Annotated in this window: 11 protein-coding genes; 7 read left to right on the top strand and 4 right to left on the bottom strand. The window is 71.9% G+C overall.

Annotated elements, in window-relative coordinates:
- Positions 1-20: 20 nt before the first annotated feature.
- Together CRYAR_RS05095 and CRYAR_RS05090 are read right to left on the bottom strand one after the other, a co-directional pair.
- Entirely contained in the window at positions 21-1,406 is a 1,386-nt protein-coding gene (locus CRYAR_RS05095) for a cystathionine beta-synthase (RefSeq protein ID WP_035848746.1), read from the bottom strand.
- 39 nt (positions 1,407-1,445) lie between these two features.
- A complete protein-coding gene (locus CRYAR_RS05090) occupies positions 1,446-3,929 on the bottom strand; it encodes an ATP-binding protein (RefSeq protein WP_035848744.1) in 2,484 nt (827 codons plus the stop codon).
- Between the two features lie 202 nt (positions 3,930-4,131).
- Here CRYAR_RS05090 and CRYAR_RS05085 point away from each other — a divergent pair, with 202 nt between their 5' ends.
- The 3 genes from CRYAR_RS05085 (at position 4,132) to CRYAR_RS05075 (ending at position 7,402) form a co-directional block, all read left to right on the top strand.
- Positions 4,132-5,184: an SGNH/GDSL hydrolase family protein gene (locus CRYAR_RS05085; RefSeq protein ID WP_035848743.1), complete on the top strand. Its 1,053-nt coding sequence runs from the start codon at positions 4,132-4,134 to the stop codon at positions 5,182-5,184.
- Positions 5,185-5,335: 151 nt separating this feature from the next.
- Positions 5,336-6,106, top strand: a complete 771-nt coding sequence (locus CRYAR_RS05080) for an SGNH/GDSL hydrolase family protein (RefSeq protein ID WP_035848742.1) — start codon at positions 5,336-5,338, stop codon at positions 6,104-6,106.
- A 63-nt stretch (positions 6,107-6,169) separates the two neighbouring features.
- A complete protein-coding gene (locus CRYAR_RS05075; protein WP_035848741.1) occupies positions 6,170-7,402 on the top strand; it encodes an acetyl-CoA C-acetyltransferase in 1,233 nt (410 codons plus the stop codon).
- On the opposite strand, the gene CRYAR_RS05070 is transcribed toward CRYAR_RS05075, so the two are convergent.
- Positions 7,399-7,797: a nuclear transport factor 2 family protein gene (locus tag CRYAR_RS05070; RefSeq protein ID WP_035848739.1), complete on the bottom strand. Its 399-nt coding sequence runs from the start codon at positions 7,795-7,797 to the stop codon at positions 7,399-7,401. The two genes, CRYAR_RS05075 and CRYAR_RS05070, sit on opposite strands and share 4 nt — an antisense overlap.
- A 67-nt stretch (positions 7,798-7,864) precedes the next feature.
- Here CRYAR_RS05070 and CRYAR_RS05065 point away from each other — a divergent pair, with 67 nt between their 5' ends.
- On the top strand, positions 7,865-8,485 hold the full coding sequence (locus CRYAR_RS05065) for a TetR/AcrR family transcriptional regulator (RefSeq protein WP_063725661.1): 621 nt from the start codon (positions 7,865-7,867) through the stop codon (positions 8,483-8,485).
- Here CRYAR_RS05065 and CRYAR_RS05060 read toward each other — a convergent pair.
- Positions 8,420-9,418: a UDP-glucuronic acid decarboxylase family protein gene (locus CRYAR_RS05060; protein ID WP_084700084.1), complete on the bottom strand. Its 999-nt coding sequence runs from the start codon at positions 9,416-9,418 to the stop codon at positions 8,420-8,422. The two genes, CRYAR_RS05065 and CRYAR_RS05060, sit on opposite strands and share 66 nt — an antisense overlap.
- Positions 9,419-9,778: 360 nt before the next feature.
- Here CRYAR_RS05060 and CRYAR_RS05055 point away from each other — a divergent pair, with 360 nt between their 5' ends.
- From CRYAR_RS05055 to CRYAR_RS05045, 3 genes are read left to right on the top strand one after another with little or no spacing between them, the layout of a single operon-like run.
- The gene (locus CRYAR_RS05055) at positions 9,779-11,806 is read left to right on the top strand and encodes a glycosyltransferase family 2 protein (RefSeq protein WP_169744996.1); all 2,028 of its coding nucleotides are present in this window, start codon (positions 9,779-9,781) and stop codon (positions 11,804-11,806) included.
- A complete protein-coding gene (gene galE / locus CRYAR_RS05050; RefSeq protein ID WP_035848735.1) occupies positions 11,803-12,831 on the top strand; it encodes a UDP-glucose 4-epimerase GalE in 1,029 nt (342 codons plus the stop codon). The genes CRYAR_RS05055 and galE overlap by 4 nt, the downstream gene beginning before the upstream one ends.
- Positions 12,831-14,120 (top strand): UDP-glucose dehydrogenase family protein, encoded by a 1,290-nt coding sequence (locus CRYAR_RS05045; protein WP_035848734.1) that lies wholly within the window; start codon positions 12,831-12,833, stop codon positions 14,118-14,120. Before galE ends, CRYAR_RS05045 begins: the two co-directional genes overlap by 1 nt.
- Positions 14,121-14,129 lie beyond the last annotated feature (9 nt).

Genomic DNA, 14,129 nt, shown 5'->3' with positions numbered 1-14,129 from the left:
AAGATTTTTTGAGGGGATTGTTACTGGGCTAGATAAAAGAGGAGATCCTGACGCGTCAGGATGCCGATCGGCTTGCCGTCCTCCAGCACCACCGCGGCGTCGGACACCTCCACCGCCTTCATCGCGGCGTCCACCGATTCACCGGCCCCTACCGCGGGCAGCGGCGAGCCCATGTGCTGCTCGACCGCGTCGTTCAGCGCGGCCCGGCGGTCGAACAGCGCGTCGAGCAACGCGGCCTCGCTCACCGAACCGGCGATCTCGGCCGCCATCACCGGCGGCTCGGCCCGGACGACCGGCATCTGCGAGACGTGGTACTCGCGCATGATGTCGATCGCGGTCTTCACGGTCTCGTTCGGGTGCGTGTGGACGAGCTGCGGCAGCCCCTCGCTCTTGGCCCGCAGCACCTCCCCCACCGTGATGCCACCGGGCGTGCGGTCGGCCAGGTTGAGGAAGCCGTACCCGGCCATCCACTCGTCGTTGAAGATCTTCGAGAGGTAGCCGCGGCCGCCGTCCGGCAGCAGCACGACGACCACCGCGTCGGGGCCGGCCTCCCGCGCCACCTTCAGCGCCCCGGCGACCGCCATCCCGCAGGAGCCGCCGACGAGCAGGCCCTCCTCGCGGGCCAGGCGCCGGGTGAGCAGGAACGACTCGGCGTCGGAGACCGGAACCACCTGGTCGGTGACCGACGGGTCGTACGCGGACGGCCAGAAGTCCTCGCCGACGCCCTCGACCAGGTACGGGCGCCCGGTGCCGCCGGAGTACACCGAGCCCTCCGGGTCGACGCCGACGATCGTGATCTCGCGCCCGGCCTCGGCGGCCTTCTCCTTGAGGTACCGGCCGGTGCCGGTGATCGTGCCGCCGGTGCCGATCCCGGTGACGAAGTGCGTGATCCTGCCGTCGGTGTCGTTCCAGATCTCCGGGCCGGTGGTGGCGTAGTGGCTGGCCGGGCCCTCGGGGTTGGAGTACTGGTCGGGCTTCCAGGCGCCGTCGATCTCCCGGACCAGCCGGTCGGAGACGTTGTAGTACGAATCGGGGTGCTCGGGGGCCACCGCGGTGGGGCACACCACGACCTCGGCGCCGTACGCGCGCAGCACGTCCCGCTTGTCCTCGCTGACCTTGTCGGGGCAGACGAAGACGCACTTGTAGCCCTTGGTCTGCGCCACGATGGCCAGGCCGACACCGGTGTTTCCGCTGGTGGGCTCGACGATCGTGCCGCCGGGCCTCAGCGCGCCCGACTTCTCGGCCGCCTCGACCATCTTGACCGCGATCCGGTCCTTCACCGAGCCGCCAGGGTTGAGGTACTCGATCTTGGCCAGGACGGTGCCCGGCACCCCGTCGGCGACGGACCGCAGTTTCACCAGTGGTGTGTTACCGATCAGGTCGACCACAGACTCGAAGTACCGCACGGTGTCAGCTCTCTCTGCCGGAGATTCTCGCTTTCGAGACTAACCACCGAGGTCGGAAGGGGTCGCACCGGCCGCGCCGCGCATCTCTGCGAGCCGGCGCCAGAGGTCGGCGGCGTCCGGAACGTCCAGCCCGGTCAACACGGCCCTGGCCCGCTCGGCGGCCGCGTCGGCCTCGCGGCCGGCGCCGGTTCGAGCCAGGAGGAGCGCGAGTTTCAACTGGGTGGTGCCTTCGCGGACCCGGTCCTCGGCCGCGTGGAACCCCTCGGCCGCCTCCCGGAACCGGGCCGCGGCGGCGTCCGATCGGCCGGCGGCGGCGTCGACCTCGGCCAGCGCCACGAGCGTGATCACCGCCCCGGTCCGGTTGTGGTTGCGCAGCGCGAGCACCCGCGCCGCCTCCAGGTGGTCGGTGGCCAACGCCAGCCGCCCCTCGGCCAGCTCCAGCCGGCCCAGTTCGCGCAGGGCGGTGATCTCCCACATCACGTCACCCAACCGCCGGAACACGGCGATCTGCGGCGTGACGAGTTCCCGGGCGACCTCGATCCGGCCGGCCTTGCGGTGCGCCCGGGCGAGCGAGGTCCGCGCGCGGGCCAGACCGGCGTCGTCGCCGGCCTCGCGCCGCACGTCGACCGCCTTCTGCAGGGTGCGTACCGCGTCGTCGATCCGGCCGAAGGCGAGATGGAGCGAACCGAGGCCCCGCAGGGCGCTGGCGCGCAGCGAGACGCCCTCCCCGCCCGGATGCTCGGCGCAGAGCCGTAACGCTTCGCCGTAGTGCTCCTCGGCTTCGGTGAACAGCCCGGCGGCGTACAGCGCGCTGGCCAGCCGACGGTGCGCGGCGGCGGTGTTGAGCCGGTGGCCGGCCCGCTCCCACCAGCTCAGCGACGCCCGGGCGTGCGCGAGCCCGCCGCGGACGTCACCGCTGTACTGGGACGCCCGGGCCGCCGCGTACTCCGCCTGGGCGATCCGCTCGGGCACTCCGGTCGAGTGGGCGATGGCCAGCCCCGCTTCCCAGAGCCGCCGGGCGTCGGCGTGGTACGGGTAGCGCGTGAACGCCGGCTCGGCCGCGGCGGCCAGGCTCCAGGCGGCTTCCCGCAGCTCGGGGTGCCCGTCCCGGTGCTGGGCGGCCGCGGTGACGGTGGCGATGAGGTTCTCGCGCTCGTCGTCGACGTAGGCGCGGTGTTCGGGATCCCCGCTCTCCGACCGGGGGCCGAACGCGGCCTCCCACGGGACCCACGGTTCGATCGCGGCCCGGGCCCGCGCGGCGTAGTGGTCGGCCAACCGGCGGAGCGCGTCGACGTACTCCGCGCCGAGTTCCTCGATCGCGTAGAGGCGCAGCAGGTCGTGCAACCGGTACCGATCCGACGTCGTCACCTGCACCAGCTGCCGCTCGACCAGCCGGTCGAGGGCGGGCACCGCGCCGGACCCGACCAGGTCGGCCAGCGCCGCCGCGGCCGACGCGTCGAAGTCCGTGCCGGGGTGCGCGCCGAGGCGGCGGAACACCCGCTGGTGGTACGCGTCGAGCTCGGTGTAGGTCGCGGCGACGCTGGCCCGCACGGCGTCGCGTCCCGAGCTCAGCTCGTCCAGGCGGCGCTCCTCGTCGGCCAGGCGTCCGGCCAGCGTGGCCATCGACCACGACGGCCGGGCCCGCAGCCGGCTCCCGGCGATCGCGACCGCCAGCGGCAGGTTGCCGCACGCGCGCACGACCGCTTCGGTGGCGGCCGGGTCGGCGCTCACCCGCTGGTCGCCGGCCAGCCGGGCCAGCAGCTCGCGCGCCTCGGCGTCGGAGAACTCCTCGAGGCCGACGAGCGTCGCGGAGGTGAGTTCGGCCAGCACCGGGCGGCTGGTCACCAGCACCAGCGAGCCGGACGCACCGGGCAGCAGCGGGCGCACCTGGTCGGCGCCGCCGGCGTCGTCGAAGACCAGCAGGTACCGACGGCCGGCCAGCCGGGTGCGTAACCGGGCCGCGAGCGTCTCGACGTCCCCGCGCAGCTCCCCGTCGTCGCCGTCGGCCGGGCGCAGGCTCCGGAGCAGCCGCGGGAGCACCTCGGCCGGATCGGCCGGTTCGGAACTCGCCCCACGCAGGCGGACGAACAGCGTCCCGTCCGGGTAGCGGCTGTGGACGAGGTGCGCGACGTGCAGGATCAACGCCGATTTGCCGACGCCGCCCGGGCCGGACACCGCGACGAGCGGCGCCCCGCCGTCGATCGCGGCGAGGATCCGGTCGGCCTCGCTCTGGCGGCCGGTGAACAGCGCGGGTAACGCGGGCAGCTCGGCGGGCGGCGTCGGCCGCGCCGGGTCCACCGCGACCGGCTCGGGCTCAGCCCCGCCGAGCGGGCGCTGCTGCCAGTACGCGAGCACCGCGGTGACCAGCCCGGCGACCGCCACGGCCGGCCAGGCCAGCGGCTCCGCGGGAGCCAGCCCCGGTGGCAGCTCACCGCCGGTGGCCACATTGACCGCGACGGCCAGCAGCACCGAGGTCACCGCCGAGGCGAGCGTCAACGCGACCAGGACCAGTGCTCGGCGCACGGTGCGGCTCCCCGTTCTCGGTCGTGCCCCTGCTTTCAGTTGTGGATGGGGAGTATTCCCTACTCGCGAATGACGGGTCACCGACTGACGGAGCCGACATAACCGACTCCGAGCTAACTTTGAATCAGCGCCGCGGATGCTCACGCACCGCGGCGCGAGCCAGCAGTGGCGTCAGTCACACGGCGTGAGCAGGAGGTGACACGTGGACGGTCGAGTACTTCACGCGAAGCAGGTCGCGATCGGCGCGGCCTTCGGTGGGGGTGGCCTCGGGCTACTCAGCGCTGCCTTCTACGGACTACTGCTCGGCCAGGCGAACCTGGCCCGTCGTGCGATCCAGCCGCTGGAGGCCGGCCCGCCGCCCGCCGACGGGCGGTACACCCCGCCGACCGGCGCTTCGTCCGGGCCCGCGGTGCAGCTGGCGCTGCTCGGCGACTCCAGCATGGTCGGCTACGGCGTCGACGACGTCGCCCAGACGCCCGGCGCGCTGTTCGGCACCGCGCTGGCCCGGCTCGCCGACCGTCCGGTCGACGTCGTCTCGGCCGCCGTGGTCGGTGCGCGGAGCGTCGATCTGGCCGTGCAGGTCGACTACGTGCTGGCGCAGCCGCAGCGGCCCCAACTGGCGCTGATCTTCATCGGCGGCAACGACGTCACCCACAAGACCCGGCCGTCGATCGCGGTGGGCCAGCTCAAGCGCGCGGTGCGCCGCCTGGTCGATTCCGGCGTCGATGTCGTCGTCGGCACCTGCCCCGACCTGGGGACGATCCGGCCGATCCCGCAGCCGCTGCGCTACATCGTCCGGCGCTGGAGCCGGGACCTGGCCGCGGCGCAGACCGTGGCCACGGTCGAGGCCGGCGGGCGCACGGTGTCGCTCGGCGACCTGCTCGGCGCGGAGTTCGCGGCCAACCCGGTCGAGATGTTCTCGCCCGACCGGTTCCACCCGTCGGCGGCGGGCTACGGCCGCGCGGTCGACGCGATGCTCCCGTCGGCGGCGGCGGCGCTGGGGATCGGCTCGGCGGCCACTGACGAGCCGCGGCCGGAGCGCGGTGAAGGGGTCCGCTCGCTCGTCGACGCCGCGGTCGCGGCGGCCGAAGCCGCCGGAACCGAGGTGGCGCCGGCCGAGGTCGCCGGGCGCGAGCGAGGCCCGTGGGGACGGTGGGTCGAGTTGCGCCACCGCATCCGGCTGTTTGGCGGCACCCCCACCGTGGGCACAGCTCCCGAAGCACCACCGGCGGATGCCGCACTGGGTATGGCCTGATGGCGCCGCGGGTGCCTTGGTTCTGACCTGGAGCCCGCTGAGGGCGGCGCTGACATCCACGCCACCTGACGCCTCGTATTGGTCATACTCAAGTCGGGTGGCGCGGCTGTCAGCGTCGTTCTCAGCGGGCCGCCCACGCAAAGGAGGCGACGTGAAGCTGAGCACAGTTGCGGCCGGCGCTGCGACAGCGGCCGCGACCGCTGCGGGTGCGGCCGTCTCCGTACTGGCCATCGAAGGGCTCCTGGCGCGTCGGCGCCGCTACCTGTCGGCCGATCTGGCCCCTCCCGGCTCGGGGGTCTTCGGCACCGGCCGGCCGCTCCGGCTGGCCCTGCTCGGCGACTCCACGGCGGCCGGGCTCGGCGTCATGGTGACCGGCGAGACGGTCGGCGGGCGCCTGGCCGAGCTGCTCGCGTCCACCGGCCGCCGGGTGCACCTGTCGTCGGCCGCGGTGGCCGGGTCACGCACGGCCGACCTGGACGCCCAGGTCGCGCGGGTCCTCGTGCACGGGGTGCCTGACGTGGCGGTGATCCTGATCGGCGGCGAGGACGCGATCGCGTTCACTCCGCTCGACGTCGTCGAGGCCGAGCTGACCGCGACCGTGCGCCGGCTCGTGGCGGCCGGCTCCGCGGTGGTCGTCGGCACCTGCCCCGACCTCGGCGCGGCCCGCAACTTCGGCCAGCCGCTGCGCGAGATCATGGCCTGGTCGGGTCGTCGGGTGGCGACGGCGTCGGCCCGGGCCGCGGCGGACGCGGAGGGCGGGGTCGTCGACCTGGCCGGGCGTACCGGCGGGGTGTTCCGCGCGGACGGCGGCACGCTCTCGGCCGATGGCTACCACCCGTCGGCCGACGGATACCAGCTCTGGGCGCTCGCGCTGTACCCGCTCGTTTATGAGGCATCGCGCACAACGTCCGGGCAGCACTGATTTTTAACCTACCCGGCGGTAACGTGACCGGTAACCACAGTCACCGAAGCCTGGGAGGGCACCGTGCCTGAGTTCGCCGACCGCGACGCCGTCATCGTCGCCACCGCGCGGTCACCGATCGGACGAGCGATGAAGGGGTCGCTGAAAGACGTCCGCCCGGACGACTTGGCGGCGACGATCGTCCGCGCCGCGCTCGACAAGGTGCCGTCGCTCGACCCCACGACGATCGACGACCTGATCCTCGGGTGCGGCCTGCCCGGCGGGGAGCAGGGCTACAACATGGCCCGGGTCGTCGCGATCCTGCTGGGCTACGACACGCTGCCCGGCACCACCGTCACCCGGTACTGCTCCTCGTCCGTGCAGAGCACCCGGATGGCGTTCCACGCGATCAAGGCCGGCGAGGGTGACGCGTTCATCTCGGCCGGCGTGGAGACCGTGTCCCGGTTCGTGAAGGGCAGCTCGGACGGTCTGCCCGACACCACCAACCCGCTCTTCCTCGACGCCCGCAAGCGCACCGACGACTCGGCCGCCGGCGGCGTCACCTGGCACGACCCGCGCAACGACGACACGCTGCCCGACGTCTACATCGCGATGGGCCAGACCGCCGAGAACCTCGCGCAGCTCAAGGGCGTCTCCCGCCGCGAGCAGGACGAGTTCGCGGTGCGGTCGCAGAACCTGGCCGAGAAGGCGATCGCGAACGGCCACTTCGCGCGGGAGATCACGCCGATCACGCTGCCCGACGGAACGGTCGTGAGCACGGACGACGGCCCGCGCGCCGGCACCACCTACGAGAAGGTGGCCGGGCTCAAGCCGGTGTTCCGGCCCGACGGCACGGTCACGGCGGGCAACGCGTGCCCGCTGAACGACGGGGCCGCCGCGGTGGTCATCGTCAGCGGCGCCCGCGCTCGCGAGCTCGGCCTCACGCCGCTCGCGCGGATCGTGTCGACAGGTGTCACGGGCCTGTCCCCCGAGATCATGGGATACGGGCCGGTCGAGGCGTCGAAGCAGGCGCTCTCCCGGGCCGGGCTCGCGATCTCCGACATCGACCTGGTCGAGATCAACGAGGCGTTCGCGGCCCAGGTGATCCCGTCGTACCAGGACCTGGGCATCGACCTGGACAAGCTCAACGTGAGCGGCGGCGCGATCGCGCTGGGGCACCCGTTCGGCATGACCGGTGCCCGCATCACCACCACGCTGCTCAACAACCTGCAGGCCCACGACAAGCAGTTCGGCCTGGAGACGATGTGCGTCGGCGGCGGCCAGGGCATGGCCCTGGTGCTCGAGCGCCTGAGCTAGCCCGTCAGCGGCTCCCGCCGGGCCTTCACGGTCCGGCGGGAGATCCGCCACCCCCGGTCGGTGCGCACGACGACGTCGTCGTAGGTGACGCTGCCGACCGCGCCGCTCGTCATCAGCCCGAACCCCTTCGAGAGCGCCCGCGCGCCGTCGCCCACCGCGGTGACCACGACGTTCGTGACGTGATGCGCCAGCGGGTTGTGCTCGCCGAGCGCCTCGGCCGCCGCGCGGGTGGCCGCGAGCCCTTCGATCGCTCCGAAGCCCAGGTCGCTCACGTCGTACACGACGTCCTCGGTGAACAGTTCGCGGTAGGCGTCGAAGTCCCCGGCGTCGGTGAGGTGCCCGTGCCGGTTCACCAGATCGGTGATCGCCAGTCGGTCTTCGAGGGTGAGAGTCATCTCGCTCCTAATCGGGGAGTTCCCCGGTTAGAGTAGACGGGGAACTCCCCGGATCGCTAGGAGAGCAATGCGTGCCGATGCCGCGCGGAACGTCGGGCTGCTGGTGGCCGCGGCGCGAGCGCTGGTGACGGAGGCCGGGCCGGACGTCGTGCTCGACGAGGTCGCCCGGCGCGCCGGGGTGGCGAACGCGACGCTCTACCGGCACTTCCCGACCCGCGGCGACCTGCTGGTGGCGGTGTACGCGGGCGAGCTCACCGCGCTCTGCGACGCCGCCGACCTCGACCACGCCTCGCCGGGTGACGCGCTCTTCACGTGGCTCGAGGCCTACGTGGGGCACGTGGCGTCCCAACGGGCCCTGGCCGAAGCGGCACCGGCCGAGCGTCGGACCGAACTGTTCGACGAGTGGCACCGGCGCCTGCGCGAGACCATGACACAGCTGCTCGAACGGGCCCAGCGCAGCGGCGAGATGCGCGCCGACCTCACGCCGGCCGATCTGGTGGCGGCGGCCGGCGGGATAGCCCGCTCCAGCACGGACGCCGACCAGGCGCACCGCTTGCTCGGCTTCTTCCGGAGCGGGGTCGCGACCAACCGGGACGCACCCGCACCCGGCCGCGCCGGGCGCTCAGGGGGTGAGGGCCTCGATGCCACCGGGCTGGGCACCGGTCAGCGCGGGCGCGGCGGCCAGTAACTCCTCGGGGCGGGAGCGGAACCATTCGATCGTGCGCCGGAGGCCCTCCTCGACCGGCACCCGGGGCTCCCAGCCGAGCAGCTGCCGGGCCAGCGTGATGTCGGGCCGGCGGCGGGTCGGGTCGTCGGTGGGCAGCGGGTGGTACTCGATCTCCGACGACGAACCGGTGAGCGCCAGCACGGCCGACGCGAGCCGCGTCACCGTCCACTCCACCGGGTTGCCGAGGTTCACCGGCCCGCTCTCCGAGCCGTCGATCATCGCCACAATCCCGGCGATCAGGTCGTCGACGTAGCAGAAGCTGCGGGTCTGCTCACCGTCGCCGTAGATCGTCAGCGGGTCCCCCACCAGCGCCTGCGTGATGAAACTGGTGACCACACGGCCGTCCTGCGGACGCATCCGCGGCCCGTAGGTGTTGAAGATCCGCACGATGCCGACGTTGAGGTCGTACGTGCGCCGGTAGGCCATCGACACCGCCTCGGCGAACCGCTTGGCCTCGTCGTAGACGCTGCGCGGGCCGACCGGGTTGACGTTGCCCCAGTACTCCTCGCGCTGCGGGTGCACGACCGGGTCCCCGTACACCTCGCTCGTCGACGCCAGGACGAACCGGGCTCGGTCCCGCGCCGCGAGCCGCAGTGCGTGCTCGGTGCCGCGGCTACCCACCGCGAGCGTCTCCAGCGGCATCCGGTGGTAGTCCGGCGGCGACGCCGGGCTGGCCAGGTGCGCGACCGCATCGACCGTTCCCGGGACGTCGATCCCCTCGCTGACGTCGGTCTCGACGAGCGCGAACGCCGGATCGGCGAGGAACGGCTCGACGTTCTCCAGGCGGCCGGTGGAGAAGTTGTCCAGGCACACCACCTGGTCGCCGCGCGCGAGCAGCGCCGCCGCGAGATGGGAGCCGAGAAAACCGGCACCACCGGTCACCACCACGCGCATGTCATCCCCCAGGGAACTGGTTCCTGCCGTTCCCGACGTTGGGACGAACGACGTCGACACTGTACAGAGCTAACTACGAAATACCCAACTCACCCTTTCCGCCGATGCGGCATCAGCCATTTAGAAACTCGTTAACAACTATTTCTATGAATCGTCCATGAACGCGGAACCTCCCCGAAACGAGTGACGTTTCCCCAGCGTAAAGGTGCAGAGAATGACCCATGTGCACATATTGTCCGCTTGACCAATTTCTCGTCTCCGCTTAAGTTAACGCCCGTCCGCGAATCCACTCGCCTATTCCAAGCGACGCAGTGCTGCGTATCGGGTTCATTCAGTAATGGCGTCGTCATGGTGGGAGTAATGGTGATTCCGCCCACTCTGCACTCCTCGAATACGGGCGCAAAAGAACCGGTTTGGCAGGCATCGGACGCCATCGCCGCCGCCGCGGGCTGGGACGGCGCCGACGCGACGATGCTGATGGACCTCGGCTGGGACGACGCCGGCTACGGCCCGTACGACACGGCTCCGATCGGCGTCGGGTTCGTCGGCCAGGACCTGAACCAGACGATCCACCAGCTCTCCGGCGGCAAGGTGCTCAGCGCACCGGCCAGCGGACCGGCGATGCGGGCCCGGCGGGTGCGCCGCCACGCGCTGCTCCCGGACACGTTCGTCCCGGCGATGCGGCCGGGCCGCCGCTACCTGATCCACTTCCTGACCGCGGGCTGGCTGGTCACGATGGTGTTCTTCTGGGTGTGGTGGCTGCGCCCCGAACATCGTCACGGCTGGGCCGGGCTGCTGATCAACAGCGTGCTGCTCGGCTACCTGTCGCTCTACCCGATCCTGCCGATCCTGCGGTTCAACAAGATCACCACGGTCAACCCGCAGCTGCCGGTGCCCTACCTCCGGGTCGCGTTCTGCGTCACGAAAGCGCCGTCCGAGCCCTGGGAGACGGCCCGGACCACGCTCGAGGCGATGCTCCGGCAGGACTTCCCGTTCCGGTACGACGTCTGGATCTGCGACGAGGACCCCGGGGACGAGACGCTCGACTGGTGCCGTCGCCACGGCGTCCGCGTCTCCACCCGGCGGGGGCAGCTCGAGTACCAGCGTGACACCTGGCCCCGGCGCAAGAAGTGCAAGGAAGGCAACCTCGCGTACTTCTACGACCACTACGGCTACCGCGAGTACGACGTCGTCAGTCAGCTGGACTGCGACCACGTCCCCGGGCCGACCTATCTGCGCGAGATGGTGCGTCCGTTCGCCGACGACTCGATCGGCTACGTCGCCGCGCCGAGCGTCTGCGACACCAACGCGACCGCGTCCTGGTCGGCGCGTGGCCGGCTCTACCGCGAATCCAGCTTCCACGGCCCGTACCAGGCCGGTTGCAACGTCGGTTACGCACCGTCGTGCATCGGCTCCCACTACGCCGTGCGGACGCGGGCGCTGCGTGACATCGGCGGCGTCGGCCCCGAGCTGGCCGAGGACTTCACGACCACGTACCTGCTGAGCTCGGCCGGGTGGCAGGGCGCGTTCGCGCTCGACGCCGACGCGCACGGCGAGGGCCCGCCGACGTTCGCCGCGATGCTCACCCAGGAATTCCAGTGGTCGCGCAGCCTCACCACGGTCGCGCTGAGCATGACCAGGCACCTGCGCCGGATGCCCTGGTCGTTACGGCTGCGGTTCCTGCACGCACTGCTGTACTACCCGCTGCTGACGCTGACGACCGCCGCCGGCCTCTTCCTCGCCCCGTTCGCCGTCCTCACCGGTCTGCAGTGGGTCGACGTGCCGTACCTGGAGTTCCTGGTGCGCTGGGGCGCGGTGAACATCTGGCTGATCGGTGTGGTCTACCTGCTGCGCGGCGGCGGGGTGCGGCGCCCGAACCGCGCGCCGATCGTCAGCTGGGAGGACTGGCTGTACATGCTGACCCGCTGGCCGCTGAACCTGCGTGGCGTGCTCGCGGCCGCCGTGCAGCGCGTCCGGCCGCGCCCGATCAACTTCCGGGTGACGCCCAAGGGCAGCGACGGCTTCGAGAAGCTGCCGACGGGCCTGATGATGCCGTACTTCCTGATCAGCCTGGTGCTGTCCGGCACCGCGCTGGTCGGTGAGCTCGTCCTGCACACCCGCTCCGGCGGTTACCTGCTGCTGACGCTGATCGCGGCGAACGCCTACACGCTCGTCGGACTCGCGGTGCCGTGGCTGCACGCGCGGGAAGCCGCACGCAACGCCCGGGTCGGCTTCTTCGCGGCGTTCGGCAAGACCGTGCCGCTGCCGTTCACGCTGGCGCTGCTGGTCGTGATCCCGTTCGCGCTCGCGGTCGCCAACTACCCTTTCGAATTCCTCCGCACCCTGCTCCAACTCGACGACTTGATCCGCTTGAAGGACCTCCTATGACCGTTCTCGTGACCGGCGGAGCCGGTTTCATCGGCAGCCACACCTGCGTGGAGCTGCTCGAACACGGCCACGAAGTCATCGTCGTCGACGACTTCTCGAACAGCGCACCCGCCGCGCTGACCCGCGTCGAGGAGGCCGCCGGCCGCCCGGTCGGCGCGCTCTACGAGGGCGACCTGCGCGACGAGTCGCTGCTCGAGTGGGTGTTCCGACACCACGAGATCGACGCGGTGATCCACTTCGCCGCCAAGAAGGCGGTCGGCGAATCCGTCGACATCCCGCTGGAGTACTACGACATCAACGTCAGCGCGACGACGGCGCTGCTGCGCACGATGCTGACGCACGGCGTCGGCCGGCTGGTGTTCTCGTCGAGCTGTTCGATCTACGGGCAGACCGAGACCGTTCCGCTCGGCGAAGCCGAGCCGGCCGCGCCGACCAACCCGTACGCGCGCTCGAAGTGGTTCTGCGAGAACATCATCGCCGACGCCTGCCGCCGGTACCCGCAGCTCGACGCGGTCGCGCTGCGCTACTTCAACCCGGTGGGCGCGCACTCGTCCGGCCTGCTCGGCGAGGACCCGACCGGCGTACCCAACAACGTGATGCCGTACATGATGCAGGTCGCGATCGGACGCCGCCCCGAGCTGCAGGTCTTCGGCGCCGACTACGCGACCGAGGACGGCACGTGCGTCCGCGACTACATCCACGTGATGGACGTCGCCGACGGCCACCGGGTCGCCCTGGAGAAGCTCGGCGCCGGCTTCGAGGTCTTCAACCTCGGCACCGGCGTCGGCACCTCGGTGCTCGGGCTGGTGCGGGCGTTCGAGGACGCCTGCGGCGTGTCGATCCCTCATCGGATCGTCGAGCGGCGGTCGGGGGACGTGCCCCGACTGATCGCCGACCCGTCGAAGGTGGCCGGCGCGTGGGGCTGGCGCACGACCCGTGACCTGCACGCGATGGTGCGTGACGCCTGGGAGTTCCAACGGCTGAACCCGTACGGCTACGAGACCCTCGCGCTGGAGAGTGCCTGATGCGCCTGACCGTCATCGGCACCGGTTACCTGGGCGCGGTCCACGCCGCGTGCATGGCCGAGATCGGGCACGACGTCCTCGGTGTCGACGTCGACGAAGCGAAGATCGCGGCGCTGGCCGAGGGCCGGGCGCCGTTCTTCGAGCCCGGCTTCCCCGAGGTGCTCAAACGGAACCTGGAGAACGGGCGGCTGCGTTTCGGCACGTCGCTCGCCGAGGCCGGCGCGTTCGGCGACGTCCACTTCGTCTGCGTGGGGACGCCGCAGCGGCCCGGGTCGCACGCGGCCGATCTGCGGTACGTGGACGCCGTGGTCGGCGGCCTCGCGCCGCACCTGCGCCCGGGGGCGCTCGTCGTCGGGAAGTCGACGGTGCCGGTGGGGACGGCCGCGCGGCTGGCCGATTCCGTCCCGGCGCTGGCCTGGAACCCGGAGTTCCTGCGCGAGGGCTTCGCGGTGGAGGACACGCTGCGGCCGGACCGGCTGGTGGTCGGCGTGACGTCCGCGGCCGACGAGGACGTGCTGCGCGCGGTGTACGCGCCGATCCTGGCCGCGGGCACGCCGTGGGTGAGCACCGACCCGGCGACCGCGGAGCTCGTGAAGGTGGCCGCGAACTCGTTCCTGGCCACGAAGATCTCGTTCATCAACGCGATGGCGGAGATCTGCGAGGCCGCCGGCGCCGACGTCACCACGCTGGCCGGCGCGATCGGGTACGACGCACGGATCGGCGACCGGTTCCTGCGGGCCGGCGTCGGGTTCGGGGGCGGCTGCCTGCCGAAGGACATCCGGGCGTTCCGGCACCGGGCCGCCGAACTGGGCCTCGCCGATTCCGTGCGGTTCCTGCACGAGGTCGACGAGATCAACGGACGCCGGCGCACGCGGGCGGTCGACCTGGCCCGCGAGCTGGTCGGCGGTTCGTTCGCCGGGACGTCGGTCACCGTGCTCGGGGCCACGTTCAAGCCCGACAGCGACGACATCCGGGACTCGCCCGCGTTGGCGGTGGCGAACGCGATCCGGGCCGAGGGTGCGCAGGTGACCGTGCACGACCCGCAGGGCATCGACAACGCACGGGCCGTGTACCCCGACCTGGACTACTCACCGAAGGCGCAGAAAGCGTGCGAGGGCGCTCACGTGGTCGTGCTCGCCACCGAGTGGGCCGAGTACCGGGAGCTCGACCCGGCCGCGGTTCGTGAGGTGGTGGCCGCCCCGGCGCTCGTCGACGCCCGGAACGCACTCGATCTGCCGGCGTGGCAGGAAGCCGGCTGGGACGTCCGGGCGCTTGGCCGCTCCCTCTGACGACCCGCC

The organism is Cryptosporangium arvum DSM 44712, assembly GCF_000585375.1.
GTDB lineage: Bacteria > Actinomycetota > Actinomycetes > Mycobacteriales > Cryptosporangiaceae > Cryptosporangium > Cryptosporangium arvum.
Note: the sequence above shows the minus strand (reverse complement) of the source record. Positions and strands in the feature narration are given on the sequence as shown.

Excerpts from the sequence above, each read along its gene's own strand:
- galE (WP_035848735.1), top strand. The coding sequence starts at position 11,803 with ATGACCGTTCTCGTGACCGGCGGAGCCGGTTTCATCGGCAGCCACACC.
- CRYAR_RS05065 (WP_063725661.1), top strand. The coding sequence starts at position 7,865 with ATGCGTGCCGATGCCGCGCGGAACGTCGGGCTGCTGGTGGCCGCGGCG.
- CRYAR_RS05055 (WP_169744996.1), top strand. The coding sequence starts at position 9,779 with ATGGTGATTCCGCCCACTCTGCACTCCTCGAATACGGGCGCAAAAGAA.
- CRYAR_RS05045 (WP_035848734.1), top strand. The coding sequence starts at position 12,831 with ATGCGCCTGACCGTCATCGGCACCGGTTACCTGGGCGCGGTCCACGCC.
- CRYAR_RS05070 (WP_035848739.1), bottom strand. The coding sequence starts at position 7,797 with ATGACTCTCACCCTCGAAGACCGACTGGCGATCACCGATCTGGTGAAC.
- CRYAR_RS05060 (WP_084700084.1), bottom strand. The coding sequence starts at position 9,418 with ATGCGCGTGGTGGTGACCGGTGGTGCCGGTTTTCTCGGCTCCCATCTC.